Origin of the sequence: Jeotgalicoccus saudimassiliensis (genome assembly GCF_000756715.1) — a bacterium.
Lineage (GTDB): Bacteria > Bacillota > Bacilli > Staphylococcales > Salinicoccaceae > Jeotgalicoccus > Jeotgalicoccus saudimassiliensis.
The window spans coordinates 1,270,001-1,296,633 of record NZ_CCSE01000001.1 but is presented as its reverse complement, the minus strand read 5'-3'; the positions used below and the strand labels follow the sequence as shown (position 1 = coordinate 1,296,633).

Here is a 26,633-nt window from a genome sequence, read left to right as displayed (position 1 = left end):
ATCTTTAATCAGATTGGACAGTCCGAACTGAAATCTATTAGTGTAAAAAGTCCTATCCAACATCGATAATAATAAGTCGTTTTTCCGTGAGCAAAATATAAGGTGTAAAGGGGGTAACACCTGTTATAGTATATGGTGTAAGATATTAAAGTCTTTATCGACTTAGGACAAATTGATTTAAAAATGAGGTTTGCCAATGCACTATACAGTTAAGGAATTACTGACACTGGATGAACTCCGGAATGCAGAGTATATCGGGACGAAACAGAGTCTCGCAAAAAACATAAAAGGTATCACCGTCATTGATTCGCCGGACATCTCGCTCTGGCTGGACGGCGGGGAAACGATTCTGACAAGTTTCTTCCCCGTTAAAGATTTAAACGATGAAGAGATGAAGACGTGGATGCACGAGCTTGCCGATAAGAAAATCAGCGCTCTGATCGTAAAACTGAGGACGGAGTTTACAAGTATCCCAAAACCCGTGCTCGAAGTGTGCGGGGAACGCAATATCCCAATTATTTTGCTGCCGACAGCTGTACCATTTATCGACATTATTTACAAAGTAACGCGCAAAATCTTTAACCAGGACGTTGAGAAACTGGAATACTTCAGGGAAATTCACCACCGTTTTACAGCACTGTCGATTCAAAACGTTACGGATGAAGTGATTATCGAAACGCTCGAATCGCTGATCGGCAACCCGGTCACGATTTATAACGAGCTGTTCAAAGTCATCGCGACGACAGATAACGAAGTGGAGCTGTTTTACGAATCCGACAAGTTCCAGATTGAGGAGAATATTAAGCACACGATATTCCCGATTTACCGCCGTTTCGTAATTTACCCGAAACTTCAGGACCGTGAATGCGAGCAGATTATGATTCCGATTACGACAGTCAATCAGACGAAAGTAATGCTCGTCATCAGTGCCGTTCATTCCGGCTTCAGCGACTTTGATTTTATCGCTATAGAAAACGCAGCGACAGCGCTGTCGTTAAACCTTGCGAAGAAAATTGCGATTTCAGAAGTGGAGAAAAAATACAAAAACGAGATTATCGATGATCTGCTGTCGGGTAAAATTAAACATGAAGACGACATCGCTGAACGTGCGGAAAACATTAAGTTCGACCTGAACAGCCGCTCGGCCGTCGTCGTATTTACACTCAAATTTAAAGACAAAAAAGTAAGCAGTGATACACGGGAACGTTATTACAACATTTTAATCAACAACATCGATTATTACTTAAAAAATGCGATTATACGTGAACGTTTTAATCAGGTTATCGTGATATGGCCGGTGCACTCGGGACAGAGTAACAAAAAGAAGGAAATGAATACCATTAAACGGTCGCTCGGATACGTTATTAACAAATTCGAAGGCGCTGTGAGTGATGCTAAAGTATACACAGGTATCGGGTCCATTGCGGATACGGTGCACGACCTGCCGAAAAGCCACAAAGAAGCGCAGGAAGTGCTCGATGTTAATGAAATGTCCTACGAGCACAACCCGGTTTTAAGCTTCGAGGAACTCGGCATCTACAGACTGCTTTATCAGTTTAAGCACGACAACAACAAGCTTAAGGAATTTATCCCGCAAAGCCTTCAGAGATTGCTGGATTATAATAAGACAAACAGGGAACAGTTGATTGAGACGCTGGAAATGTACCTGCAGTGCCAGCAAAATGTATCGCGCTCGGCGGACAGGTTATTCGTCCATTACAAGACCGTCTCATACCGCCTCGATAAGATCAGGGAAATTACCCAGATGGATTACGAAGATGCGAACGAAATGCTGTCAGTACAAGTCGGATTGAAGATACTCGAAATTATGAGAAAAGAGCAGTAAGTGAAGTATATAGATAATTAAAGGTATAAAAGATATAAAAATTATCTACATTGGATAAAGACACCGGACGTTCAGGCATATATAATTAATTATGGTGCAGGGCACAGGAAAAAAGTAATTTAAAGTCTAAATATAAAATAGAGGTGTAAACATGTCAGAAGAACAGAACAATCTTGCCGAAGAGGGTTTGGATGCAGCAGCTCAGACGGATTCTCTTAAACCGGCAGGTCCCGAGGACAGAACTCTCGGAGCAGCAGGTTATATGTCACTGTGGGTTGGTGACGGTGTAAACATGGGTAACATGACACTCGGTGCGAGTGTTGTTGTTGCAGGGATGGCTATCCTGAACATTTGGCAGACGATTGCAGCAGCCTTAATCGCAATTGCTATCGTATCTATCCTGTTCGCGTTAAACGACAGAGCGGGGTATAAATACGGTATTCCTTACGTAGCACACTTAAAAGCATCATTCGGTGAGAAAGGTACACTGATTTCTTCACTGCTCCGTGCAGTACCGGCAGTGATCTGGTACGGTATTCAGAGCTGGATCGGCGGTACCGCGCTAAACGAAGTATTCAAAATCGTTTCAGGCGGCGCACTTGATAATGTAGTACTCGGTTTCATCATACTCCTAGTTATTCAAATCCTTCTTTCGATGAAAGGATTCAAGAGTATTAAAGCGGTTGAATCAGTGGCATCAGTTGTCCTGATGGGTATCGTAATTACAGTATTTGTTATCTTATTGAAAGATCACAGCGCAGCGGTTGCTGATACATGGATTAACACTGAAGGTACGTGGGGCGTTCCATTCTTCGCCTACATCATGGTATTCCTTGGTAACTACGCAGCAATCTTCCTGAGTGCAGCAGACTATTCACGTGAACTTAAAACAGGATACAGCGATGCGAAACGCGGACTGCTTTACTTCCTGCCGATCATCGTTGCATACGGTTCGGTTATTGTTGTAGGTGCAATGCTTGCGAGTGCAACAGGTTATACAAACCCGGCACTTGGATTACCGGCATTGTTCGATAATGTGTACATGCAGTTATTCATCTCTGTGTTCATCGTATTCGGTGCAATCGCAGTAAACATGGTGGCAAACATTGTTACGCCGACTTACGTTATTCAGCTGTTCACTAAACTGAACTACAAAATTGCAGTAACGATTACAGGACTTCTTGCGATGGGTTCATTCCCGTGGTTATTAGTTCAGGACAACAATGCCAAAGGGCTTGATACTTTCGTACAGGTTTACTCGGCATTCCTTGGACCGTTAATTGCAATTCTTATCGTTGAGTATTACGTAATGAGAAAACAGCATATCGATATTAAAGAGTTATACAAAAAAGGCGGCGACTTTGACGGCGTAAACTACGCGGCGTTGCTGACGCTTGGAATTGGTGCGGCAGCGGCATTCATGTTCGTTGACCTTGCATGGATCATCGGTTTTGTCGTAGCGGGTATTGTTTATCCGATTATCAGTAAGACGATGTTCAAAGGTTCCAAATTCAAAAAAGGCACAATTTTTGAGAGCGAAGCTAAATAATTTGATAAAGGGCAGTGAAATCAGAAGATTTCGCTGCTCTTTTGCTTTATTCGCGCCGAAAAGGGTATTGTACACCGGGAGGGATGTTCCGGTGAGTCTTGAAATTCAGTACATAACAAAAGACAATCAGATACAAGCCGCAGACGGACGGGATACGGTGCCGTACGATGTCACTTTTACCTGGTACGACTACAACAGTTTCGATGATAAGGAAGCACTGTTGTCCGACTTTGAACTCGATAGAGGCAGACTGGAGGACGAGGCGACAAAACGGTACCGTCCGCAATATTATAATTTTGACGACTACCAGCTTTTAATATGCCATGTCATAAACAGCGAGACGTTCGAAGCTCATGCGGTTAATATATTCGTTATGCAGGATATTATTATTACGTATCACGACGGTGTGCTCGATGATTTTATCGATATTGCTGAAATTATTAAACATAAACATGAAGACCTGGAAATAGATATTGCACTTCACATACTGCACCAGACGGTGGAACAGTATTTTGATATTGTTCACAACATTGAAGATGATGTGATTCTGTTTGAGGAAAAACACGGCAGCGAGAAAAAGGGCGATGATATCACGTCGAAAATGTTCGATGTGAGAAAAGAAATCTTCCGCGTGAAGCGTGTAATTATTCCGATGGAGGAACTCGTTGAGAAATTTAAAGAACAGGATGATCTGTTTAACAGCAAACGGAGCGAATCGATACTAAGTAAAATTGACTCGAAGATTGACCGTCAGAAACTGATTATCAAATTCTCAGAAGAAATGATTGATGAAATGAAAGATAATTATATTTCATACAACACTTATCGCATGAATAAAATCATTAACGTGCTGACAATTATTTCCGCAATATTTCTTCCGCTGACACTGATTAGCGGTATTTACGGTATGAACTTTAAAAACATGCCGGAGCTGGACTGGGCAGCAGGATACTATATAACGCTCGGTGTTATGCTGCTGATCAGTGTGGGCATGATTAGTTACTTTAAATATAAGAGGTGGATGTAAATGACAGAAGATGTCTTTAAACCTTATGTTGAGAAAATTGAATACGAAGCAGGCAGGGAGAAAGTCCGTGAAGTATACCGGTGGATAGAGTCGGAGTTTCCCGAACTGAAACGCGAAGTTAAATGGAGTACACCGCTGTACTCGCATCATGGAACATTTATTGTCGGAGTGAAACCTGCAAAGAAACACTTTTCAATTAATCACGAGCCAAAAGGAATTGAAGTGTTCAGCAGTAAAATTAAACATGCCGGCTACTCACATGAAAAGATGACATATAAAATTAAATACAGCGATGAAGTGGACTACGGGCTGTTAAAAGAAATCATTGAGTATAATATAGAAGACAAGAAAGACGCCGGTAAATTCTGGCGGTAAGCTGAAGAGAAAAAAGAGGTGCAGCGATGGCAGACGACCGCGTAATATATTTGGAGAGAAAAGATGTGCCGAAAAACTATGACCCGAAAGGCTTTAATTTTAAGCTGTTCGGGCTGGTTGTAATGGGCGCCTACTTATTATTTATCATTTTTGATTTGTCCTATATGACATTTAACAATATTGAAGAAAGTGCATTTAACCGGGCGTATATGGTTGCGGGCTTTGTACTGCTCGGTATTGTTGCAGGCTTTCTGTTTAAAGCCGATAAAGGAGATAAATATTACGAACTTCACATTGCCCCGTCGGGAATGATTATTAAATTCCGCCGCGGTGAAACAGTGATGGCGAGAAAAGATATTACGAACATTACGATAGAACGCGATATCCAGACTGTTATCCGTTTTTACAGCGGAGAGGAAATACTGAAAGAACTGAATCACATATATCTGAATCATGACCGGTTTGTGACAAGATTGAGAGAATTGGACTATCCTGTTCAGGATCTGACAAACCCGGACGAAGAAGATTTGATATAAAAAAGCACTGTACCCGTGACGGACGGGAACAGTGCTTTTTGTGTTGTGGATGGTGTTGTCGCGACGTGGGGTGCGGGTCGTGCGTCGGATGACAACGTCGCTTCCCCGTTGTGAACCGGGCGGTGCCGGATGACAACGGCGTTTTCCCGTTGTGAACCGGGCTGTGCCGAATGACAACGTCGTTTTCCCGTTGTGAATCGGGCGGTGCCGAATGACAACGGCGTTTTCCCGTTGTGAACCGGGCTGTGCCGAATGACAACGTCGTTTTCCCGTTGTGAACCGGGCGGTGCCGAATGACAACGTCGCTTCCCCGTTGTAAACCGGGCTGTGTCGAATGACAACGTCGTTTTCCCGTTGTGAACCGGGCGGTGCCGAATGACAACGTCGCTTCCCCGTTGTAAACCGGGCTGTGTCGAATGACAACGTCGTTTTCCCGTTGTGAACCGGGGTGTGTCGAATGACAACGGCGTTTCCCCGTTGTGAACCGGGGTGTGTCGAATGACAACGTCGCTCCCCCGTTGTAAACCGGGATGTGTCGAATGACAACGGCGATCCCCCGTTGTAAACCGGGATGTGTCGGATGACAACGTCGCTCCCCCGTTGTAAACCGGGTTGTGCCGGATGACAACGGCGTTCCCCCGTTGTAAACCGGACGACCCGGTTCCGGATAAATCCGTCACCATCACCAACCATCACGTCATCAATACTGAATTCTGCTGAGTTTCCGGATTAATCCTTCAAATGAACTGAACTGGAATTTCAGGAAGTTTATCAGCTGCAGAAGAATGACGCTTCCGACTGTAATTGCGATCGTATATATCATTGCATCGCCGTACGATAAAGTGCCTTCGAAACTGAATATCGCTTCGCGCATCGCTGCGATGACATAACTCATCGGCAGAATCGGATGAACGAATTGATAAAGTGTGCCGGCTGTTTCTATCGGGAATGTCCCGGCGCTTGCCGACAACTGGATAATCAACAGTATAATCGTGATGAATTTACCGATGTTTCCAAACAGTGATACGAGCAGTGTGACAAACAGCAGTGCCGAGAATGCCCACAGTATCATGATGCCGTAAAATTTAACGGGCTCGCTGATTGGGAAGTCGAATATAAATTGGACGACCGATGCGACGATGGCAGTTGATATGACGGCCTGCAGCGAAATAATAATCAGTTTACTGACCGACATAGCGAGTGAATTTTTATAGTTTTCGGAACTTCGGTTAATTGGGAAGATTACGCTGAATGCAACTGCGCCGACGAACAGGCTGACCGCGATAATGAACGGTGCGAAGCTCTGGCCGTAGTTGTTCATATCCGTAATCTCACTTTCATTTACTTCCACCGGACTGACAATCGATTCAGCGTTGTGTTCCGTAAATGAATACTCATCCATCGGTGCGGAACCTTCAGCGACTTTCTGTTCAAGTGCTGCGAGGTTTTCTTCGAGTGACTGGATACCGGCAGTGATTTCTGTATTGCCTTCTGTCAGCTCGGCACCTGCCGGCCCAAGTGCGGGTGCTGCCTGATCGATTCCTGTCTGCAGTGCTTCGTTGCTTTCACGGAGTTCACCGGCACCCTGGTGCATTTCAAAAAGCGCACTTTCGATATCGTCTGTCGATGATGCCACTTCGGATAAAGTATCCATCAATGTCGCCGTGTATGTCTCACCGACAGTTGTTGAAATCGCATCGGCGACACCGGCACCGCCCTGGGTACCCATCATACTGCCGACAAAGTTAAAGCCGGGATTGGTTGTGACGTCGATTGAAATCAGCTCGGGTTCGTCATCGAGCAGTGTTGTCGCCTGTTCGGACACATTATCTGCAATATGTATAATTGCGTAGGATGACCCGGTTTCCAAATTGTGCTGTGCAGTTTCTGAGTCTGTAAACTGCCAGTCGAACTCTTCGTTTTCCGCAAGTTCATTTTCTATACGTTCTCCGACATTCAGCGGTTCGCCGTTGAGTTCGGCGCCTTCGTCTTCATTAACGACGCTGATCTGTATTTCATCGAGCTGATTGTAGGGATCCCACATCGAGCCGAGAAAGATTGCCGTGTACAATGCCGGAATTGTTGAAATTGCCAGCAGGGAAATAATCAGGAACGGGTTTTTCAAGAGCTGTTTAATATCACTGAACATTTTATATATCTCCAATCCAATTTGTATTTCTTTAATGTACGGAATAAATCAGCTCATGTCTAATCATTTGTGAAAACCGGCACAATTTTAATTTCGATAAAATCGCAGGAAACTTTGTCCCCCTAAGGTTAGGAAAGTTAAAAACGGGTATTCATTTTATTAGCAATAGAATATTACCAGTGTTAGTATTCTCATTAGCGACTTGAAAGGAATGAAAGATAATGGCAATGGACATTATAGTTTTAGACGATTTAACTCTTGAAGTGAAAGAGTTAAGAAGAGATGAAGAAGAAGGTACGGTGTATATTGAATTCGATGTGACAAGTGAAGATTACCACAATTTATCGGAACACCTGTACAAAGAGGAGTTTCTTGTAAGACTTCCGGGAAATAATAACGAGGAATTCAATGCAAAAATTATAAACTACTCAACTTCGATTGATAACCTGTACGAAGAGGACAACGTAGGGGAATATCACATCACTCTGAAAGAAGAAAAATAACAGATGAAACTCAGTATTCTTGATCAGGCACCTGTTTCTGTAAACATGTCTGCCGGTGAAGCGCTGAAAAACAGTGTGAAGCTGGCTGAGCTTGGTGATGAATTGGGATATACAAGATTCTGGCTCGCAGAACATCACGGCATGACCGGTTTATCATCCAGTGCACCCGAGGTCACACTGGGAGCCGCCGGTATGGTGACAGACAGAATCCGTCTCGGCAGCGGGGCGACGTTACTGCCGTATTATAAACCTTATAAAGTGGCGGAAGTGTTTAATACGCTGGCAGCCCTTTACGGTGACCGTGTTGATATCGGTATCGGCCGTGCACCGGGCGGGGACAACAAAGCATCGGAAGCACTCAGTGACAACTATCTCCAGCACGTATTCAAAATGCCGGAGCTGGTGACAGAACTGCAGGCTTATATTAACGATGAAGATAAAATGCCGAAGCCCATGCCGCTGCCGGATATAAAACCGAAACTGTGGATGCTCGGAACGAGTGAGAAGAGTGCAGTATTTGCACGGGATAACAATATGAACTACTGCTTCGGCAAATTTATGAGCAGCAGCAATCCGGTGGATGTGCTGGATACATACAGAGAGAACCGCTCACCCGGAGAAATAATCGTCACTGTGAACGTGTTTTGTCATGAAGATGAAAAGTATGCCCGTGAACTGGCATACAGTTATGCAGTAAATCAGGCGCTGAAATCAACAGGCCGCGGTTATAACGGTGTGGCGGGTATTGAAGACACGTCAGCTGTCGAACTGACAGAAGATGAGCGCAGTGAAACCGAAAAGATTATGTCCAATCTGATTACGGGTACACCTGAATCAGTCGGGAAAACTCTGACCGGGATCAGTGAAGCGTACCAGGTGGATGAATTGATGATTGTGACGATAACACACGATATTGAAGACAAGCTGAACAGCTACCGTCTCCTTGCAGAACATCTGCTGAAAGATCAGTAATATAAAAAGCACTTTGGAACTTTATAAAGTTCCAAAGTGCTTTTTAAGTTATTCTGATGTGAAGCGGTTTTTATCTTCTATAAAATGTGTTGCAACCATGCAGAGAGCACCGAATATGAGCATGCCGCCGGCAACGAAAGTGATTGCAGTATAGCTGAAGTCTGCGGACAGGAGGGCGGATCCGAGTGATGCACCGATTGCATTCGCCAGATTAAATACCGAAGCGGCGAGCGTACCGGCAAGTGCCGGAGCGGTCACAGCGGCAAAGATAATTTTCGCGTTCAGCATCGGTGAAATACCGAATGTGCCGAGTCCGAACAGGCCGGCTGCTATATATGCAAGGTACGGCACCTGCAGCATAAATGTCAGGCCGAACAGTACAACGGCGAGAAACATAATGACAAGTGTCACGGCGCCTGTCAGTTTACCGGGCTGGACGCTGCCGGAGGAGAAGTTGCCGATAACGGCAAATGTCCCGAACATCAGCATGCTGAATGTCACGCCGAGGTCTCCCATATTTGCAATATCGCGAAGCATCGGCTCAAGGAATGTATAGGCTGTAAACACCCCGGAAAATCCGAAGACGATCGTCACGATAAGCATAATGACGTTTTTATCTTTTAATGCGGACAGTTCGGCGGAAATTTTAGGAACATCCGTAATTCTGAAGTTCGGTGTCACGAGAATCATGCCGATAAGCGTAAGAATACCGAGTGTTACGATCATCCAGAAGACGACGCGCCAATCGAGCACAGAACCGATGTATGAGCCGAACGGCACACCGAGCATGACCGCGATAACGAGTCCGCCGTTAACTAGTGCAATTGCGCTCGTTTTTTTATGAGGCGGTGAAATTGCCATTGCGACACTCATCATGACACCGAAGAACGGTGCGTGCATCGATGCGGATAACAGCCGCGATAAGAGCAGCACTTCGAAATTAGGAGCAGTTGCGGCAATGATATTACTGATAATAAATATTGAAACCAAAATGAGTAACAGCAGTTTCGGTGTGAATTTCAAGGTTAACAGCCGGATGACCGGTCCAAACAGCGCGACACTCAGCGCGTACACGCTCAGCAGGAGTCCCGTCGTCGATACAGCAACATCGAGGTCCGTAGCAAACTGAGTGAGTAATCCGGTAACGACGTATTCCGTCATACCGACTGCGAAAGCACCGATCATAAACACTGTAATAATTATTTTTCGTGAAGGATTGTTAAACATACGCGCCTCCTTTTTTTATCGTTTTCTTTTAAAGCATACAGGCGATATTAATACACATTAAATTCAATGTCCAGAAGGTGCGCTCGGGAAAGTGTTTTCAAGCAAAATGTCAGTTTATTGAAAATGTTCCCGCTGTAAAACGGGTTAAAGCTCATGGTATAATCAGGACTGGTTTTTAATAGATAAAATATACAGGAGGATACATATGGCGAAATTCTACGCGGTAAGAAAAGGCCATCGTCCCGGCATATACAATACGTGGGCAGCATGTGAAAAAGCAGTGAAGGGATTCAGCGGTGCTGAGTTCAAATCTTTTAAAACGAAAGCCGAAGCGGATAACTTTATGAACAACCTTAAAGACGGGAATAAGAAAATCCCTGAAGGGGAACTTGTCAGCTATGTCGACGGAAGCTATGACAAGCGAGTAAACAAAGCGGGCTTCGGTGCTGTGTTTATCGTTGATGATAAAGTGATTCACACCGCTGCGAAAAGCACACCGGTCGATCCGGAAAACAATCTTTGGAACGTGTCGGCGGAAATCGGCGGCATTTTATACGCGGTAAACTGGGCGATCGAAGAAGGGTATAAAGATATCCATGTGCACTACGACTATGCGGGTCTTGAAAAATGGTACACTGGAGAATGGCAGGCGAAGAACGCTGTCACACAGCAGTACGCCAGAGAAATGAATGACTATAAGAAGCACATTAATATACACTTTTATAAAGTCGCTGCACATACCGGCGTTAAGTATAACGAAATGGCGGATGAGCTGGCAAAACAGGGAATCAATAACTAGCAGGAAGGACATCCTATATGTACATATTATTATTTATCCTGGTGACAGGATTGTTAATTAAATTTGCCATGACAACATTTTTCAACGATAACAGACTGCATTTCTCATTTGATGAGCGCAGATACTTCAGCGATGAAAAGGCAATTGCTAAAATCATGAGACTGAAACTCGTTAATATAGAACGCGTTTTTTTTATCGTCATGACAGTGATATTTGTTATTGGAGCGGTAATGTTTTTCTCAGGCGGCATCACACTTGGAATCTGGCTTTTAATCGGCGTTATTATACTGCAGCTCGTGCTGAATATAGTAACTGATTTCAGACTGTATACAGCTTTTCACGATAAATCGAATCTTGTGATGATGGTCATCTGGGTGGGTCTGATTATCGGTTTAATAATTTTAACGAATATTTATATACTGTAAAAAAATATAGAAGAGGTGTATTATGCCGAATAGGAAGTTAATATTTTTTGATATCGATGGCACGCTGTACAACTCTGATAAACAGGTGCCGGAAAGTGCGAAGAACGCAGTCCGTCAGTTGAAAGAAGATGGCCATATTGTGGCTATCGCAACGGGCCGGGGACCGTTTATGTATGACACGCTGCGTGAAGAGCTGGGGATTGAAACGTACATCAGCTACAACGGACAGTACATTGTCTTTGAAGGTGAAGTGATTTACGAAAATCCGATCGCTAACAGTACGCTTGAAAAGTTAAGTGCACAGGCACACAGCAATGACCATCCGGTGGCGTTCTGTGATGAGAAAGACCTCCGGGTCAGCACGAAAGAACACGAACACGTTAAAGCCGGCATCGGTTCATTGAAACTGGACTTTGAAGTCTCGGAAGACAAAACATATTTTGAAGGTAATGATATTTACCAGTCGCTGCTGTTTTGTTCTCGAGAGGAGGAAGCGGAATATATTTCATCATACGAAGACGTGTACTTCTTAAGGTGGCATGAATTCTGTATAGACGTAATTCCGCGCGGCGGATCAAAAGCAGAAGGCATTAAGACGCTGCTTGATAAAATGAATATTGATATTAAAGATGTGTATGCATTCGGCGACGGTCCGAATGACGTGGAGATGCTCGAGCTAATTGAGAATAGTGTTGCAATGGGCAACGGTGTTCCCGAAGCGAAAGCGGTCAGCAGGTATGTCACTGGCCACGTTGATGAAAATGGCCTGTACGACGGGCTGAAGCAGGCCGGATTATTATAATCCGGTCTTTTTTATGTTTATAAAAAGTATGCAGGGGTATAGCTAAACGTAGCCGGAATTAGTATACCCCTTATTTATAATTATTATAAATAAGTGTTGATATATTATTCAGGGATGGTATAATAAATATATAGATAAGAATTATTCTAAATAAGCGCTTAAACGAAAATCCAATTCATATAAAAGAAAGGTGATTTTTAAATGGCACAAGTAAAAGAAAAAACACAAGTAATCGAGGCACTTAATAAGCAGCTTGCTAACAACACAGTATTATGGACTAAACTTCATAACTATCACTGGTACGTTAAAGGACCTAACTTCTTCTCATTACACGCTAAATTTGAAGAATTATACGATGCAACAGGCATCTACGTAGATGACATTGCAGAAAGAATTTTAACAATCGGCGGCGAACCGGTTGCGAAGCTTACTGAAGTACTTGAGGAATCAAGTATCGAAGAAGGCGAATACGGCATTGATGCAAAACAAATGGTTAAACAGTTAACTGAAGACTTTGAAGTCCTCTCAGCAGAACTGAACCAGGGCGTTAAAACAGCAGAAGACGCTGGCGACGACCGTACAGCAGATATGTTCATCGCAATGGCACAGGATATTGAGAAAAATAACTGGATGCTTAAAGCATATTTAGGTGACGACGTTAAATAATATAATATGGTAAATTGAAAAACCGATTCCCTGGTGTGGGAATCGGTTTTTTGTTTGTGCTGCAGGTGGTGTTGTGTTCTGGTGTGTTGTGTGCGGTCCGATGGGGATGATTCATAGGAATTCCAGCGGCTTCGGCACTCTATGAAGAGCGCTCATAGAACTCCCAGCAGCTTCGGCGTTCTATGAACTGATCTCATAGGAATTCCAGCGGCTTCGGCGTTCTATGAACTGATCTCATAGGAGTTCCAGCGGTTTTGGCACTCTATGAAGAGCGCTCATAGAACTTCCAGCAGCTTCGGCACTCTATGAAGCCGCTTCATAGAACTTCCCGCCGCAAACCCGCCAGAAAATCACTCACTCTGATTAACTACAAAAAGGTATTGCGCAATCGTCCGGCTTAATTCAATGTTCTCACCGGTCGTGTGGTTTGTAATGTACAGTAAATCAAGGGTTTTATCGCGCTCGGTAATTTGAATGTTGTCATTGATGTTCAGATTGGCACGTTTAAAGTGCTGCACGAGTTTCTCTTCATTTAACATTCTCACCACGCTAACGATATCGTCGTTTTTAATATCCGATAAACGAATCGATATTTTTTCCTGTGTATCCATCAGCTCCAGAGGTATCGCACCGCCATGAGGGCAGTGTTCCGGATAGCCTAAATATTTTTCCAGCTGATCGGCAAGAATATCACTCGTCGAGTGTTCCAGAACCTCAGCTTCGTTGTGGACCTCATCGATATTGAAATCGAGATTTTTAACGAGAAACACTTCCCATAAGCGGTGTTTTCGAATCAGCCTTTTCGCATATTCGGCACCTGCTTCTGACAGCATGCTCCCTTTATACGGTGTGTATTCCACCCAGCCTGCTTTAACAAGACTGTTCATCATTTCGGTTACCGTCGGCGGAGAGATACTCAGCCGTTCGGCTATTTCTTTATTCGGCACCTGGATTTTCCAAGCTCCAAGTTCAAACAGCACCTTTAAATAATCTTCTTTTGTTGGGCTCATTATAACCCTCCATTCACAAAATTCAACTTTAATTATGAAGAACTTTTACGGAACAGGCAAATTAAATTTCCCGGAGCATACGGCGTGATTTTAAAGTTTTCCTAATCCAGCCGTTTTTATTAAAAAAGAACACTGCTAAAAACGTCATAAGTGAAACGGACGCTACACTGCCGGATATTGAAATATCGGTAAAGTATCCAAACGTGCAGCCGGTGAGACTGTTGAATGCTGCAGTAATCAGTGTCAGCCAAATCATGTGGGATAAACGTTTGGTGACAAGGTAAGCAGTAATTGCCGGTGCGACAAAAAAGCTTATAACGAGAATGGAGCCCACTGCATCAAATGCTGTTACCGCTGTAACGGATACGAGTGTCATCAGCAGATAATAAATCAGCGTTGTACTGATTCCGGCAGCTGCAGCATAAACCGGGTCAAAGCTCGTGACTTTGAGTTCTTTATAAAATATCAGCACGAACAGTACATTAATAATCAATACAACAGTCAGCTGTACGAGCGCGTAAGGCAGACTCACACCAAGAATATCTATTCTGTTTAAAGGTGCGAATAATACCTGGCCCATCAGCACGACATCGATATCAAGATGAACATCATCTGCATAGCGCGAAACTAAAATAACTGCGCCTGCAAACAAAGCAGTAAAAACAATGCCAATTGCAGCGTCCTGTTTCATCATACCGGATGACGTAACGAGTTCTATCAGATAAACAGTAATCAGCCCGATAACTGCCGCTCCGACAATTAACAGCGGTGAGCGTAAATCATTAGTAATGAAAAATGCGATAACGATGCCGAGCAGTATCGTATGACTGATGGCATCGGTTGTCATGGCCTGTCCTTTTAACACAAGAAACACGCCGAGCAGACTGGAGGCGAAAGCGGTCACTAAAAGCACTAAAAATACTTCGATCATGCGGCTTCACCCAGCTTTCTTAAACGGCTCTGTTTAGCAAAAATGCCTTTAGGCGCAAACAGCATGGAGAAAATCACACATATGCTGAGCGCAAGTATAATTGCAGGTCCTGTTGCGATGCCGGTTAAAGCTGTCGAAATATATGTGCCGATAAATGCCGACATCCCGCCGGAAACTGCCGCGATAATCAATACGGTCATAAACTTATTCGACCACAGCGTGCCGGTAACCGCGGGTGCAATTAATATATTAACGATCAGCACAGCGCCGACCGCTTTCAAACCGACCGCAATCAGCATAATTGTCACAGCGAGCACAAGCACATTCATAAATCTGATGCTGATGCCGACAGTGCGGGCGTATATCGGATCAAACGTATAAATTCTGAGCTGCTGATAATAAAAGAAAAAGAGCACGAGACTGATAACAGACGCTGCGATAATTAAATACACGTCGCTTTTTAACATATATGCAGCCTGGCCGAAAATAAAATCATCGATTCCCTGTGTACCGCTGAAATTCGGATTGCCCTGTACGTAACTTTTCAATGCCATGCCGAGTCCGAAAAATCCGGATAGTACTAATGCAAGTGCACTGTCTAATGTAATTTTGGAAAAATCGGTAATGACATGAATCAGCTGAAAAGCGATAATCCCAAACAGCACAGCGCCGATAACAAGCACGGAAGTTTCCATGACGTTAAACAGCATAAATGCGAGCACGACACCGGGAAATGTTGCATGGCCAATCGCATCACCGATTAAGCTCTGTCCTTTAATAACACTGATTGAACCGACGATACCTGCCGCTGCAGATAAAATAACGGTGCCGATTGCGACAATCAGAAAAGAATAACTTGTCAGGATGTCCATGGCTCATCACTCTTTTCATAATATGCCGCATTAATATTATCTTCTGTCCAGACGTCTTCCACCGGACCGGCTGCGATAATTTCCTTATTTAATATAATGACCCGGTTAAAATAGTCGGGTACTGTATTCAGGTTATGGTGCACGACTAAAAACGTCTTGCCATCAGCCTGCAGTTTCTTCATCGTGTCGATAATCAGTTTTTCTGTCGTAATATCAATCCCCTGAAGCGGTTCGTCCATAATATAAATGTTCGCATCATGCGCAATGGCACGTGCTAAAAAGACACGCTGGCGCTGTCCGCCGGAGAGCTCTGAAATCTGCCGTTCTTTAAACTGTGTCATCTTCATCGTCTTAAGTGCCTGAAGCGCAATCTCTTTATCCTGTTTATTCGGACGTTTGAATAATCCTTTATGAACATATCGGCCCATAAGCACGACATCAAAAACGGTGGCAGGGAAATCCCAGTTCACTTCACCTTTTTGCGGTACGTAAGCCACTTCCTTAAGCGCAGATTTATGCGTGCTGCCTGAAACCGCAGATTCACCTGAGACAGGTTTGACTAATTTCATAATCGCTTTAATCAATGTGGATTTTCCGGCGCCGTTCGGACCGACAATTGCTGTTCGGCTGCCTTTTTCAACATCGATATCCAGTTTCCAGATCACCGGTTTATCGCTGTAAGCCACGCTCAGATTTTTTGTACTGATTGCATGTTCAATCATTGCTGAACCTCCTTATTTTAAATGGTCGGCAATAATATTAATGTTGTGGCGGTACATCGTTAAGTACGTATCGCCGGGACTGCCTTCCGGTGCGAGTGAATCAGACAGCAGTTCTTTGTCTTTACCGCTGATGACTTCAACGTCGCCGCCCTGTGAGCTGACGATTTCTTGCAGGCGGATCATGCGGTCGGAATTCGTCGTCGTTTCAACAAAAATTGATTTAATATTATTGTCCGTAATCAGCTCTGCAGTTGCCTGAATCTGATTATTCGACACTTCGCTGTCCGTAGAGAACCCCTGCGGTGCATGCACCTCGATATCATAGCTGCTCTCAAGGTAGCCGAAAGCATCGTGAGGCGTAATCAGCATTCGCGAGTCTTCGGGAATTTCATTAATCCGGTCAGTAACGAACTGGTTTAATTTATCCAGTTCTGTAATATAAGCCTCATAATTTTTCTCATACAGCTCAGCATCATCGGGGTTATGTTCGGCTAACGTTTCTTTAACAGCAGTGAATGCCTGTTTATATAATTCGATATCGAACCAGAAATGCGGATCTGCAACTGTGCCGTCTTCTTCCTCCATCTCCCCGAGGTTTTCATAGCGGAAACCTTCAGTAATAGAAACGCCTTCAGTTAAAACATCTGTCATTCTTCCTTCAAAGTTTAAGCCGTGATAAAGCGTTACATCTGCATTACCAAGTACACGGAGATTACTCGCTTTCGGCTCATAAACGTGTGGATCTTCGCCGGCAGGAATAATCATTTCTGTATTAAAGCCGTCCACATCATCTTCCAAAACAGCAACCATGTCATTGATAAACGTCGTCGTTACCGCGAGCTTCGGTTTATCGTTATCAGCTGCTGTTTCATTGCTGCATCCAGTAAGGAAAAACATTGTTAATGTCAGTAAAAGTATCTTCTTCATAAAGAAACTCCTTTATATAATTTAATATTATTAGGTTACCCTAAATTTTTAATTTAGTCAAACCAAATAATGTAAAGACATAAAAAAACCATTTGGAAAGCGAGCTCTCCAAACGGTGATTTTAAAATTATAATTTACTCCGCACTCTGCGGGTTAGTCGCCCACATTTCGCTGTTCTTAACGAACGTACGCGGATGAATTTTCAGCTGATTGACGATAATATCAGCAATATCTTCAGGGTGAGTCATCGTTTCAGGATCGAGTGACGGCGTACCGATTAAATCTGTCAGCACTGCCGATGGTGTTAAATACTGTACACGGATATTGTTCTTGCGCACTTCACGCATCACACCTTCAGTTAATCCGATGACGGCATGTTTAGTTGCTGAATACAATGCGCTGCCTGCTGATGAACGGAGTCCCGATACTGATGCGATATTAACAACATCGCCTGAATTCTGTTCTTTCATATGAGGAAGAACTTCTTTCATCATATAGTACATACCGAACACGTTGACATCGAGCATCTGGCGGAACATCTCTTCATTATCATCGAAGAAACTGCCGTTTCCCATAATCCCCGCATTATTAATCAGTATATCGATTTGCCCGAAATCTGCTATTACTTCGGCAACGATATTCTGTACATCTTCTTTAACAGAAACATCGCCGCTTATGGCAATCGCTTTCACATCTTTTTTCTCCAATGTTAAAAGCGCGTCCTTTAAAGAGTCGTTATTACGCCCGGCGATTGCAACGTTAACGCCGTTATCTGCCAGTGCCTGAGCGGTTTTTAAACCGATTCCTCTTGAGCCGCCGGTAACCAAAGCATTTTTCCCATGTAAATCCTGCATATTTGTACCTCCTGATTTAAGTTCATGTTATGAATTGTGACATATTTTAAGTATAATGAAGATATTAAAAAGATGAAATGGATATGCCTGTTAAAGAGAAGGGGGGACTTACGATGGCTGAACGCGGACAGACTAATATTTTTGATGATGTGATTAAGAATGATGAGTCGTTTGTTATCGTCGTGCAGGAAGTACTCGATAATAACGGCGAACTGCAGAAGAGGATTTTACGTGAATATCCGAGTCTTGACCAGACAGCAATGAAAAATTTGTTTGTTCATTTGAAAGATACTTACACTGAAGAACGTCACAGTGAAAATGGGACATATTTCGATATAACAGTGTATACTAATGAGGATTATGCAGCAGAGAATATTTATGCGCATACAAAACGTTACAAGAATAAGAAGGAATGGACGGCAACGTCTAAATAAAAGGAGTACTTTAACAATGAGAATGGTAGACATTATCGCTAACAAGCGTGACAACAAAGAACTGACAAAAGAAGAAATTGAATTCTTCATTAATGGATATACAAAAGGAGATATTCCTGACTATCAGGCATCTGCTTTATTAATGGCAATTTACTTTAACGATATGACGCCTGAGGAATCTGCCAACCTGACGATGGCGATGGTTAATTCGGGAGATCAGATTGATTTATCAGCAATCGACGGTATTAAAGTGGATAAACATTCTACAGGCGGTGTCGGCGATACGACGACATTAGTACTTGCACCGCTCGTTGCTGCACTTGACGTTCCGGTTGCAAAAATGAGCGGACGCGGACTTGGACATACAGGCGGAACTATCGATAAGCTTGAGGCATTAAAAGGATTCCACGTCGAACTGACTCAGGACGACTTTGCAAACCTTGTTAACAAAGACAAAGTTGCGGTTATCGGTCAGTCGGGGAACCTGACGCCTGCGGATAAATTAATCTACGCGTTGCGTGACGTTACGGCAACGGTAAACTCAATTCCGCTTATCGCAAGTTCAATCATGAGTAAGAAAATTGCTGCGGGTGCAGATGCAATCGTACTTGACGTTAAAGTCGGAGACGGTGCATTTATGAAAACTGAAGAAGATGCAGTTGCCCTTGCTGAAGCAATGGTACAGATCGGTAACAATGTCGGCCGCCGTACGATGGCTATTATTTCGAGCATGGAAGAGCCGCTGGGTTATGCTGTCGGGAATGCTAATGAAGTCAAAGAAGCTATCGATACGCTGAAAGGCGAGGGGCCAAAAGATTTAACAGAATTATCATTAGCGCTTGGTGCACAGATGGCTGTTGTCGGCGGTAAGGCGAAAGATCTTGAGGAAGCACGCACGATGCTGGAAGCGGTAATTAAAGACGGCAGTGCTTTGGAAAAATTCAAAGTGTTCGTTAACAATCAGGGGGGCGACGGTTCATTAGTTGATAATCCTGAAAACCTGCCGCAGGCAGAATATCATTACGATGTGACTTCTGATGAAGAAGGATATGTTGAAGTTATCGATGCGGAAAATATCGGTGTTGCAGCATCGATTCTCGGTGCCGGACGTCAGACGAAAGAAGATGAAATCGATCTTGCTGTCGGAATTGTACTTGAGAAAAAAGTCGGCGACTATGTTAACAAAGGCGATGTGATTGCTAAAATTGCATCGAACACAGAAGACGTGGACAGCGTTGTTCAAAAGATTACCGACAGCTACCACCTGGGTAAAGAGCAGAAGAAGACAGAACTCATTAAACGCATTATTACTGCATAAGTTAGGAGAAAAAAAGATGATTGAAAAATGGATTCCGCAATACTCAAAACTTGAAAAAGACAAACAGAATGAAGTAAAAGAGCAGTTTGACGCACTTGATATTAAGGCAATCGAACGTGTTTACGACGAAACATATGTCAATAAAACAGAAGTGGATTTATCTTCTGTGGAAGAGGTCCCGTATGTACTTAAGTCAGATCTTGATATCGACGCGTTAAGTGAATCGGCAGAATCGGCAGTTCATAACGGCGAAGTTGCGGTTGTACTGATGGCCGGCGGTCAGGGTACAAGACTCGAGCACCCGGGCCCGAAAGGCACATTCTCGTTTGACGGGGTGTCACTGTTTGAGCTGCAGGCAAGACAGATTCTTAAATATCAGACAGACTCCGGCGAACTGAAAGTTCACTGGTACATTATGACGAGTGATATTAACCATGAAGAAACGCTTCAATTCTTTAAAGAGCACAGCTACTTTAATGTCCCTGAAGCAAACATTCACTTCTTCAAACAGGAACACTTTCCGCCTTTAACTAAAGACGGCAGCCTGATGCTGACTGCAGAGCAGAATATTATGCTGACGCCTAACGGCAACGGCGGAATTTTCAGTTCGTTAAAAAACAGCGGCATGCTTGCTGAAATGGAAGCGAACGGCGTGAAGCACGTATTTATGAATAATGTCGACAACGTTGTCGTTAAAGTACTGGACCCGGCACTTGTCGGTCTTCACGTGACGGAAAACAACGATATTACTTCGAAATCAATTACACCGAAATCAGGTGAATCAGTAGGGCGCCTAGCTGTACTGAACGGAGATAAGGGTGTAGTTGAATATACGGAACTTCCTGACGGCAGTGAAGATAAGTTTACGAATGCCAACATCGGAATCCATATGTACTCGACAGACTTTTTAAATAAAGCAGCTGACGGGGAAATGCCTTATCATCTCGCTCTGAAAAAACTTGAGCATCTTGATCTCAATTTATCAGCAGTTAAAGAAGAAGTACTGAAGTTTGAGAAATTTTATTTCGATGCATTTAAATATGCGGATAAACACAATACACTTCAGGTGGACAGAAAAGGTGAATTCTCACCGCTTAAAAATAAAGTGGGGAACGACAGCATTGAAACTGCCGCGAAAGATTTAGCAGAAGAAGGATTGATTTAATGGCAGAGGACTCAAATTCAGGGCGCAGCAAATACGGTAAAGAAGAAGTAACAACGAGAATAGAACGTACATTGAGAAATGTAGTGCCGCTCACTTTTGGTGAAGAGGTGGGCAATGCGGTGAGTCACGGTGTCGCAGCGATAATATTTATATTCCTGCTGCCGTTCACTGCTGTTTATATGTACGAAGCGGACGGAGTAGCACACGCAGTCGGCGGTTCGATATTCGTCATCAGTATGCTGTTAATGTTTTTGACATCGACGCTTTATCATTCGATGGAACACAACACGAATCATAAGTATGTCATGCGTCTTTTGGATCACAGCTTTATTTTTGTGGCTATCGCAGGAACGTATACGCCGATAGCTGTATCTGTCGTCGGCGGCACGTTCGGCATCGTTATACTGGTTCTCCAGTGGGCTGCGACAATTTTCGGCATTTTGTATAAAGTGCTGGCTCCTGTCGTGAATGAAAAAGTCAGTCTCGCATTTTATTTAATTATGGGCTGGTCTGCTGTTGCATTCATACCTTCTATTATAAGTGAAACTTCCTGGGTCTTTATCGGACTTATAATACTCGGCGGACTGGCATACACTGCAGGTGCATGGTTTTATGCTCAGAAAACCCGTAAATATTTCCATATGATCTGGCACTTCTTTATTATTATTGCGGCAATATGTCACTATACAGCGATTGTTTTTTACATCTGATGCAGCATACGCGAATAGTATGATAGTATATACAACTTACGTATAATTAACTGATCGGGGTGGACATAATGAAAATAGTATTTTTTGGCGCAGGTAATATGGCCAGTGCAATATTTACAGGAATGATTGAAAAAGGTGTCGTCAAACCAGACGATATTTATATTACGAGCAAATCGAACCGCGTCGCAGCGATGGAGTTTAAAGAAGAACTTGGCGTAAAGGTTTCATATGACGATGCAGAATTGTGCAGGGATGCAGATTACATCATCCTTGCAAGCAAACCGCAAAACTTCAGTGATGTAGCAAAACGTCTTCGTCCGTATCTTGAGAAAAAGACGAAACTGGTTTCTGTAATGGCCGGTATTCATATTGCAGCAATCCAGGAAGAAACAGGCATGGAAAATCCGGTGGCAAGAATTATGCCGAATACCAATGCGATGGTTCAGTATTCTGTTAACGGTATCGCGTTTTCCGATGATTTCAGTGACAGAGATGAACTGATTGAACTGATGGCGAGTTTCGGTAAAAATGTTGTTGTCGGCGAAGAAGGCATGGATAACATTACGGCGGCTACGGGATCGGGACCTGCATTTCTCTACTATATATATGAAATGTATGCGAAAAGCCTTGAAGAGCTTGGTTTTTCAAAAGAAGATGCGGATAAGCTGACAAGAAATCTTGTTATCGGTACAGGGAAAACATTGGCGGAACGTCCCGAGTCATTTGAAAAACTGCGTACGGATATTACATCCAAAGCCGGAACGACTGAAGCGGGTCTTAATACGCTGAGCGATTCGACGATACAGGAAATTATTTTTGCGACACTCGGCAGTGCGAGAGACCGCAGTAAAAAATTAAGTGAACGATAAATGAATCTGAAAATACTTTCATATATAATAATATATGAAAGTATTTTTTTATGGATGAAAGGTATGGGGTAAATGGCGACATTATTTTATAACGGTACTATTTATACGATGACTGAAGAAATGAATACGGTGAACGCTGTATTAATACATAACGGAAAAGTTGAAAAGACAGGGAAGTACGAAGAACTGGAAACAGAGGCGAATGCATTTGTCGACCTGGATGGCAAAACGATGATGCCGGCATTAACTGACGTGCATCAGCACCTCGTAATGATCGGTAAAAAACTGGAGCTTCTTGCTCTCGATGATGTGACGGATATCGATGAGATGAAACAGCAGGTTAAAGCATTTAAAACAAACCGTACATGGAATAATATTCTCGGATACGATGAAAATAACTTTGAAGACCAGTACAAAATCACCATGCAGGAACTCGATGAACTGACAGATAAACCGACGCTGATTACGCGTATTTGTGCCCATGCAGGGGTGGTGAACAAAAAAGCGTTTGATGCGCTGAACATTACGAAGGATACTCCGGACCCGGAAGGCGGATATTTTGAACGTGATGAGAACGGTGAACTGACAGGGTGGGTGTACGATAAAGCATTCGAAGAGATGCGTGCGGCAACGGTGGAAGATACTGTCGAGTCACTTGGTGAAGACATTGCACGCGGTGTGAAATATTTACAGTCGCTCGGCATCGCGAATTCACACACAGAAGATCTTGCGTATTACGGGGACTTCAATGTGCCGCTTGATGCATATTTAAATACGCTTGGTGAAGATGCGCTGAAATTCAGGGTTAACCTGCTGACGCATGAACAGGTATATGAAGATGTCGTTGCAGCGGATAAAACATATAAAGAAAACTTCGTAGAACGCGACGCGATGAAAATTTTCGCAGACGGTGCGTTTGGAGCGAAGACAGCACTGGTCAGCGAACCATATGTGGATTCAACTGATAAAGGACTGCAGATTCATACGGTGGAGAAACTGGAGCGGATGGTTCAGACTGCACGTTCAAATAATGATGCAGTCGCAGTTCATATGATTGGTGACCGTGCGATTGAAATGGTGCTGGATGCGATTGAGAAATATCCGGTGCCGGAAGGAAAGCATGACCGCCTGATTCATATCAGTCTGCTTCGTCCCGACTTAATCGAACGTATTGCAAAACTTCCGGTTGTCTGTGATATTCAGCCGACATTCCTGACTTCAGATATGCCGTGGGTAGCAGACTATGTGGGGGAAGAGCGGGCGAAATATCTCTATCCGTTTAAAACGCTTCTCGACAAAGGAGTAATTATGGGCGGTTCATCCGATGCACCGATTGAAAAGGTGAATCCGTTCCTCGGCATTCATGCACTCATTACCCGCGAAGATAATGGTGCGGTATATAATGCGGATGAAATTATCCCGAGATATGATGCATTTAAAATGTATACCGTTGAAGCGGCTAAAATTGTCTACAGGGAAAATGTCCAGGGGAAAATCGCTGAAGGATATTTTGCGGACTTTATCGTGCTGGACAGAGACGTCATGACAGTGACACCTGAAGAGCTGAAAGAAACGAAAGTATTAAAAACAATTATCGACGGTGACACAGTTTTTGAATTGTAACCGGAAATTCACTTCCCGAATATATTAGTGGCACTGATGTTGTGTTATTATAAACATTAATGGAATCAACTCGAATGAAGGAGCGTATACATGATTACTGAAAGTCAGGTAAGAGAACTCGTAGGAAATTTGGATGACCCGATTTTAAACGTACCGATCAGTGAAACTGACGGTATTTTGGAAGTAAGTATTAAAGAAGAGAAAAAACACGTCAGTGTTAAAATAGCAATTGGCCGCCAGGGCGGCCAGGAGCAGCTTGAACTGCAGATGAAAATTGTCAGCCTGCTGAAAGAAGAAGGCGCAGACAGTGTCGGACTGCGTTTTGAAGAACTGCCGGATGAGACAATTGAGAAATTCCGTTCCACACGCGGCAGCGCGATGGAGCGCGGCTTCACACTTGGTAAAACAGAATTTATTTCAGTGGCATCAGGTAAAGGCGGCGTCGGTAAATCAACAGTTGCCGTTAACCTCGCAGTAGCACTTGCGCGTGAAGGCAAAAAAGTCGGTTTAATTGATGCGGATATTTACGGCTTCAGTGTACCGGACATGATGGGTATTACTGAACGTCCGATGCTTGATGGTGAAACGATTATTCCTGTAAACCGTTTCGGCGTTGAAGTAATCTCAATGGCGTTTTTCGTTGAAGAAAACACGCCGGTTATTTGGAGAGGACCAATGCTCGGCCAGATGCTGACAAGCTTCTTTGAAGAAGTGAAGTGGGGAGATCTTGATTACCTGCTGCTTGATCTGCCGCCGGGGACAGGGGACGTGGCACTGGATATTCACCAGATGCTGCCGCACAGTAAAGAAATTATCGTTACAACACCACACCCGACCGCAGCATTCGTAGCAGCGAGAGCAGGAGCGATGGCGCTTCACACAGACCACGAAATTATCGGTGTCGTTGAAAACATGAGCTACTTTGAAAGTAAAGAAACTGGAAATAAAGAATATATCTTCGGTAAGGGCGGAGGACAGAAGCTTGCAGATGAGCTGAACACAGAATTATTAGGTCAGCTGCCGCTTGGTCAGCCTAAATGGAATGAAGAAGATTTTGCGCCGTCAGTATATGAAAATGATGAAATCAGTGCAGTGTATGCAGATATGGCGAAGAAAGTGATCGGAGGCACTGCTGAATGACGTCGAAGTATTTAGTTAAATTTTATTTTGTGACGCTGCTGATCGGTGCTGCAATAACTACAGCAATCAGTCTCGTTACAGAATACAATACTGTAACAAAGTATCTTTTTCAGGGAGAGTTCGGAGATTTCTTTGCCGGATTAATTTTCCTTATCGGATACGGACTGTTAATCGCAACAGTCAGCCAGGTTGTTTTCTACATATATTTATTTATCCATCCGTTAGGTATGGGGATATTCAGAAAAGCATGGCCTTACGTCCAGCTTCTTCTAATAATGTATGCAGTATTTGACCTCTTCTACCTGCGCTTCAGACAGGTGGGAATTGATCATGGTTCAACATGGTCGTTTATATGGATACCTATTATAGTAGTTATTGCCGGAATCGGTTTTGCGTACTATAAAAATATGATTACTGAAACGAACGTATTTATATCATCGTTGTTCTTTATGATCTTTATGACCTCACTGACGCTGCTGCCGTTTATCTCGGTCGAAGATACGAACTGGATTTACCGTTCTGTATTCACCGTAATTCTGACAAACGCATATCAGCTGATCAGACTGCCTAAGTATATAGAGGACTCTGAACAGGAAAAACGTGAGCGCGGACGTGTAACGAAAAGTGATATAAACGAACAAAAACGTGAAGAACTGAAAAAAGAAGCCGAGGCTAAACGTGTAAAAGAAGAAAGTCAGATCAAAGCACGTGAAAAAATGGGGTATAAGAACAAGACCCGCCAGGCTGCAAAACAGGATAATAATAAGAAATAATGAATGAAAGTACAATTTTAAAAATAAAATATTGAAGATAAAGCCCGTAGAATCAATGTTCTACGGGCTTTATCAATATTATGTATAAATAAATGATTAAAAAGCGTTGACGTTTCACCGCCATCTTGGTAAGATATAAAAGTCGTCAAAACACGACACAACAAAACTTAACAAGTTAAAAATAACTTTAAAAAAGTTGTTGCATCTGTAAAACAGACATGTTATGATATTTAAGTCGTCAAAACACGGCGAACAAAACTTAACAAAACAATATAAAAAGTTGTTGCATTCAAAACCTGGATGTGCTAAAATATAAAAGTCGCTCAAACGCGACGTAATCAAAACTTTATATTCTTAACAAGAACTTAATATTAGTTGTTGCATCTGTAAAACAGACGTGTTAAGATAA

27 protein-coding genes are annotated in these 26,633 nt (G+C 43.2%); 19 read left to right on the top strand and 8 right to left on the bottom strand.

Features of this window, described 5'->3' with window-relative positions; genetic code table 11:
- Window positions 1-196 precede the first annotated feature (196 nt).
- The 5 genes from RZ44_RS06330 to RZ44_RS06310 all read left to right on the top strand — a co-directional run bounded on the left by RZ44_RS06330 (window position 197) and on the right by RZ44_RS06310 (window position 5,333).
- Entirely contained in the window at window positions 197-1,846 is a 1,650-nt protein-coding gene (locus RZ44_RS06330) for a PucR family transcriptional regulator (RefSeq protein WP_035809624.1), read from the top strand.
- 151 nt (window positions 1,847-1,997) lie between these two features.
- Window positions 1,998-3,395: an NCS1 family transporter gene (locus RZ44_RS06325; protein WP_035809622.1), complete on the top strand. Its 1,398-nt coding sequence runs from the start codon at window positions 1,998-2,000 to the stop codon at window positions 3,393-3,395.
- A 91-nt stretch (window positions 3,396-3,486) separates the two neighbouring features.
- Entirely contained in the window at window positions 3,487-4,422 is a 936-nt protein-coding gene (locus RZ44_RS06320; protein ID WP_052108859.1) for a CorA family divalent cation transporter, read from the top strand.
- Window positions 4,423-4,797: an iron chaperone gene (locus RZ44_RS06315; RefSeq protein ID WP_035809620.1), complete on the top strand. Its 375-nt coding sequence runs from the start codon at window positions 4,423-4,425 to the stop codon at window positions 4,795-4,797. It begins immediately after the preceding gene.
- 26 nt (window positions 4,798-4,823) lie between these two features.
- A complete protein-coding gene (locus RZ44_RS06310; protein WP_035809618.1) occupies window positions 4,824-5,333 on the top strand; it encodes a hypothetical protein in 510 nt (169 codons plus the stop codon).
- 700 nt (window positions 5,334-6,033) lie between these two features.
- Here RZ44_RS06310 and RZ44_RS06305 read toward each other — a convergent pair.
- On the bottom strand, window positions 6,034-7,482 hold the full coding sequence (locus RZ44_RS06305; RefSeq protein WP_052108858.1) for a YhgE/Pip domain-containing protein: 1,449 nt from the start codon (window positions 7,480-7,482) through the stop codon (window positions 6,034-6,036).
- Between the two features lie 221 nt (window positions 7,483-7,703).
- On the opposite strand from RZ44_RS06305, the gene RZ44_RS06300 reads away from it, so the two are divergent.
- Both RZ44_RS06300 and RZ44_RS06295 read left to right on the top strand, forming a co-directional pair.
- Complete coding sequence (locus RZ44_RS06300; protein WP_081962364.1) at window positions 7,704-7,985, top strand: DUF3219 family protein; 282 nt, start codon at window positions 7,704-7,706, stop codon at window positions 7,983-7,985.
- A gap of 3 nt (window positions 7,986-7,988) precedes the next feature.
- The gene (locus RZ44_RS06295; protein ID WP_035809617.1) at window positions 7,989-8,957 is read left to right on the top strand and encodes an MsnO8 family LLM class oxidoreductase; all 969 of its coding nucleotides are present in this window, start codon (window positions 7,989-7,991) and stop codon (window positions 8,955-8,957) included.
- A 48-nt stretch (window positions 8,958-9,005) separates the two neighbouring features.
- On the opposite strand, the gene RZ44_RS06290 is transcribed toward RZ44_RS06295, so the two are convergent.
- Window positions 9,006-10,184, bottom strand: a complete 1,179-nt coding sequence (locus tag RZ44_RS06290; RefSeq protein WP_035809616.1) for an MFS transporter — start codon at window positions 10,182-10,184, stop codon at window positions 9,006-9,008.
- Between the two features lie 205 nt (window positions 10,185-10,389).
- Between RZ44_RS06290 and RZ44_RS06285 the strand changes: the two genes are divergently transcribed.
- From RZ44_RS06285 to RZ44_RS06270, 4 genes are all read left to right on the top strand, one after another.
- Window positions 10,390-10,983 carry a ribonuclease H1 domain-containing protein gene (locus RZ44_RS06285; protein WP_035809613.1) on the top strand — a complete coding sequence of 198 codons (594 nt, stop codon included), beginning with the start codon at window positions 10,390-10,392 and terminating at the stop codon, window positions 10,981-10,983.
- 17 nt (window positions 10,984-11,000) lie between these two features.
- Window positions 11,001-11,408 (top strand): hypothetical protein, encoded by a 408-nt coding sequence (locus RZ44_RS06280; protein ID WP_035809611.1) that lies wholly within the window; start codon window positions 11,001-11,003, stop codon window positions 11,406-11,408.
- 22 nt (window positions 11,409-11,430) lie between these two features.
- Window positions 11,431-12,210: a Cof-type HAD-IIB family hydrolase gene (locus RZ44_RS06275; protein WP_035809607.1), complete on the top strand. Its 780-nt coding sequence runs from the start codon at window positions 11,431-11,433 to the stop codon at window positions 12,208-12,210.
- Between the two features lie 201 nt (window positions 12,211-12,411).
- Complete coding sequence (locus tag RZ44_RS06270) at window positions 12,412-12,876, top strand: Dps family protein (RefSeq protein WP_035809601.1); 465 nt, start codon at window positions 12,412-12,414, stop codon at window positions 12,874-12,876.
- A gap of 350 nt (window positions 12,877-13,226) precedes the next feature.
- On the opposite strand, the gene RZ44_RS06265 is transcribed toward RZ44_RS06270, so the two are convergent.
- From RZ44_RS06265 to RZ44_RS06240, 6 genes are all read right to left on the bottom strand, one after another.
- The gene (locus tag RZ44_RS06265; RefSeq protein WP_035809599.1) at window positions 13,227-13,886 is read right to left on the bottom strand and encodes a metal-dependent transcriptional regulator; all 660 of its coding nucleotides are present in this window, start codon (window positions 13,884-13,886) and stop codon (window positions 13,227-13,229) included.
- Between the two features lie 61 nt (window positions 13,887-13,947).
- Window positions 13,948-14,817 carry a metal ABC transporter permease gene (locus RZ44_RS06260; protein WP_035809597.1) on the bottom strand — a complete coding sequence of 290 codons (870 nt, stop codon included), beginning with the start codon at window positions 14,815-14,817 and terminating at the stop codon, window positions 13,948-13,950.
- Complete coding sequence (locus RZ44_RS06255) at window positions 14,814-15,689, bottom strand: metal ABC transporter permease (RefSeq protein WP_035809595.1); 876 nt, start codon at window positions 15,687-15,689, stop codon at window positions 14,814-14,816. Before RZ44_RS06255 ends, RZ44_RS06260 begins: the two co-directional genes overlap by 4 nt.
- The gene (locus tag RZ44_RS06250; RefSeq protein WP_035809592.1) at window positions 15,677-16,411 is read right to left on the bottom strand and encodes a metal ABC transporter ATP-binding protein; all 735 of its coding nucleotides are present in this window, start codon (window positions 16,409-16,411) and stop codon (window positions 15,677-15,679) included. Before RZ44_RS06250 ends, RZ44_RS06255 begins: the two co-directional genes overlap by 13 nt.
- Before the next feature lie 12 nt (window positions 16,412-16,423).
- Window positions 16,424-17,338, bottom strand: a complete 915-nt coding sequence (locus tag RZ44_RS06245; RefSeq protein ID WP_035809590.1) for a metal ABC transporter solute-binding protein, Zn/Mn family — start codon at window positions 17,336-17,338, stop codon at window positions 16,424-16,426.
- Between the two features lie 134 nt (window positions 17,339-17,472).
- Window positions 17,473-18,192 (bottom strand): SDR family NAD(P)-dependent oxidoreductase, encoded by a 720-nt coding sequence (locus RZ44_RS06240; protein ID WP_035809588.1) that lies wholly within the window; start codon window positions 18,190-18,192, stop codon window positions 17,473-17,475.
- A gap of 113 nt (window positions 18,193-18,305) precedes the next feature.
- Between RZ44_RS06240 and RZ44_RS06235 the strand changes: the two genes are divergently transcribed.
- The 8 genes from RZ44_RS06235 (at window position 18,306) to RZ44_RS06200 (ending at window position 26,224) form a co-directional block, all read left to right on the top strand.
- Entirely contained in the window at window positions 18,306-18,626 is a 321-nt protein-coding gene (locus tag RZ44_RS06235) for a hypothetical protein (RefSeq protein WP_035809587.1), read from the top strand.
- 16 nt (window positions 18,627-18,642) lie between these two features.
- The gene (locus RZ44_RS06230) at window positions 18,643-19,944 is read left to right on the top strand and encodes a pyrimidine-nucleoside phosphorylase (RefSeq protein ID WP_035809584.1); all 1,302 of its coding nucleotides are present in this window, start codon (window positions 18,643-18,645) and stop codon (window positions 19,942-19,944) included.
- Between the two features lie 16 nt (window positions 19,945-19,960).
- Entirely contained in the window at window positions 19,961-21,109 is a 1,149-nt protein-coding gene (locus RZ44_RS06225) for a UTP--glucose-1-phosphate uridylyltransferase (RefSeq protein WP_035809582.1), read from the top strand.
- Window positions 21,109-21,819 (top strand): PAQR family membrane homeostasis protein TrhA, encoded by a 711-nt coding sequence (gene trhA / locus RZ44_RS06220; protein ID WP_035809580.1) that lies wholly within the window; start codon window positions 21,109-21,111, stop codon window positions 21,817-21,819. Before RZ44_RS06225 ends, trhA begins: the two co-directional genes overlap by 1 nt.
- A gap of 68 nt (window positions 21,820-21,887) precedes the next feature.
- On the top strand, window positions 21,888-22,688 hold the full coding sequence (gene proC / locus RZ44_RS06215; protein ID WP_035809578.1) for a pyrroline-5-carboxylate reductase: 801 nt from the start codon (window positions 21,888-21,890) through the stop codon (window positions 22,686-22,688).
- Window positions 22,689-22,760: 72 nt separating this feature from the next.
- Entirely contained in the window at window positions 22,761-24,311 is a 1,551-nt protein-coding gene (locus tag RZ44_RS06210) for an amidohydrolase (RefSeq protein ID WP_035809575.1), read from the top strand.
- A 90-nt stretch (window positions 24,312-24,401) separates the two neighbouring features.
- Window positions 24,402-25,451 (top strand): Mrp/NBP35 family ATP-binding protein, encoded by a 1,050-nt coding sequence (locus RZ44_RS06205; RefSeq protein WP_035809572.1) that lies wholly within the window; start codon window positions 24,402-24,404, stop codon window positions 25,449-25,451.
- The gene (locus RZ44_RS06200) at window positions 25,448-26,224 is read left to right on the top strand and encodes a KinB-signaling pathway activation protein (RefSeq protein ID WP_035809570.1); all 777 of its coding nucleotides are present in this window, start codon (window positions 25,448-25,450) and stop codon (window positions 26,222-26,224) included. Before RZ44_RS06205 ends, RZ44_RS06200 begins: the two co-directional genes overlap by 4 nt.
- Window positions 26,225-26,633: the final 409 nt, after the last annotated feature.

Bases quoted from the DNA above. Each gene is read 5' to 3' on its own strand.
- RZ44_RS06210 (WP_035809575.1), top strand. From the start codon at position 22,761: ATGGCGACATTATTTTATAACGGTACTATTTATACGATGACTGAAGAA.
- RZ44_RS06290 (WP_035809616.1), bottom strand. From the start codon at position 10,184: ATGTTTAACAATCCTTCACGAAAAATAATTATTACAGTGTTTATGATC.
- trhA (WP_035809580.1), top strand. From the start codon at position 21,109: ATGGCAGAGGACTCAAATTCAGGGCGCAGCAAATACGGTAAAGAAGAA.
- RZ44_RS06315 (WP_035809620.1), top strand. From the start codon at position 4,423: ATGACAGAAGATGTCTTTAAACCTTATGTTGAGAAAATTGAATACGAA.
- RZ44_RS06280 (WP_035809611.1), top strand. From the start codon at position 11,001: ATGTACATATTATTATTTATCCTGGTGACAGGATTGTTAATTAAATTT.
- RZ44_RS06265 (WP_035809599.1), bottom strand. From the start codon at position 13,886: ATGAGCCCAACAAAAGAAGATTATTTAAAGGTGCTGTTTGAACTTGGA.
- RZ44_RS06275 (WP_035809607.1), top strand. From the start codon at position 11,431: ATGCCGAATAGGAAGTTAATATTTTTTGATATCGATGGCACGCTGTAC.
- RZ44_RS06225 (WP_035809582.1), top strand. From the start codon at position 19,961: ATGATTGAAAAATGGATTCCGCAATACTCAAAACTTGAAAAAGACAAA.
- RZ44_RS06205 (WP_035809572.1), top strand. From the start codon at position 24,402: ATGATTACTGAAAGTCAGGTAAGAGAACTCGTAGGAAATTTGGATGAC.
- proC (WP_035809578.1), top strand. From the start codon at position 21,888: ATGAAAATAGTATTTTTTGGCGCAGGTAATATGGCCAGTGCAATATTT.
- RZ44_RS06300 (WP_081962364.1), top strand. From the start codon at position 7,704: ATGGCAATGGACATTATAGTTTTAGACGATTTAACTCTTGAAGTGAAA.
- RZ44_RS06260 (WP_035809597.1), bottom strand. From the start codon at position 14,817: ATGATCGAAGTATTTTTAGTGCTTTTAGTGACCGCTTTCGCCTCCAGT.
- RZ44_RS06270 (WP_035809601.1), top strand. From the start codon at position 12,412: ATGGCACAAGTAAAAGAAAAAACACAAGTAATCGAGGCACTTAATAAG.
- RZ44_RS06325 (WP_035809622.1), top strand. From the start codon at position 1,998: ATGTCAGAAGAACAGAACAATCTTGCCGAAGAGGGTTTGGATGCAGCA.
- RZ44_RS06310 (WP_035809618.1), top strand. From the start codon at position 4,824: ATGGCAGACGACCGCGTAATATATTTGGAGAGAAAAGATGTGCCGAAA.
- RZ44_RS06200 (WP_035809570.1), top strand. From the start codon at position 25,448: ATGACGTCGAAGTATTTAGTTAAATTTTATTTTGTGACGCTGCTGATC.
- RZ44_RS06255 (WP_035809595.1), bottom strand. From the start codon at position 15,689: ATGGACATCCTGACAAGTTATTCTTTTCTGATTGTCGCAATCGGCACC.
- RZ44_RS06330 (WP_035809624.1), top strand. From the start codon at position 197: ATGCACTATACAGTTAAGGAATTACTGACACTGGATGAACTCCGGAAT.
- RZ44_RS06285 (WP_035809613.1), top strand. From the start codon at position 10,390: ATGGCGAAATTCTACGCGGTAAGAAAAGGCCATCGTCCCGGCATATAC.
- RZ44_RS06250 (WP_035809592.1), bottom strand. From the start codon at position 16,411: ATGATTGAACATGCAATCAGTACAAAAAATCTGAGCGTGGCTTACAGC.
- RZ44_RS06245 (WP_035809590.1), bottom strand. From the start codon at position 17,338: ATGAAGAAGATACTTTTACTGACATTAACAATGTTTTTCCTTACTGGA.
- RZ44_RS06240 (WP_035809588.1), bottom strand. From the start codon at position 18,192: ATGCAGGATTTACATGGGAAAAATGCTTTGGTTACCGGCGGCTCAAGA.
- RZ44_RS06295 (WP_035809617.1), top strand. From the start codon at position 7,989: ATGAAACTCAGTATTCTTGATCAGGCACCTGTTTCTGTAAACATGTCT.
- RZ44_RS06235 (WP_035809587.1), top strand. From the start codon at position 18,306: ATGGCTGAACGCGGACAGACTAATATTTTTGATGATGTGATTAAGAAT.
- RZ44_RS06305 (WP_052108858.1), bottom strand. From the start codon at position 7,482: ATGTTCAGTGATATTAAACAGCTCTTGAAAAACCCGTTCCTGATTATT.
- RZ44_RS06230 (WP_035809584.1), top strand. From the start codon at position 18,643: ATGAGAATGGTAGACATTATCGCTAACAAGCGTGACAACAAAGAACTG.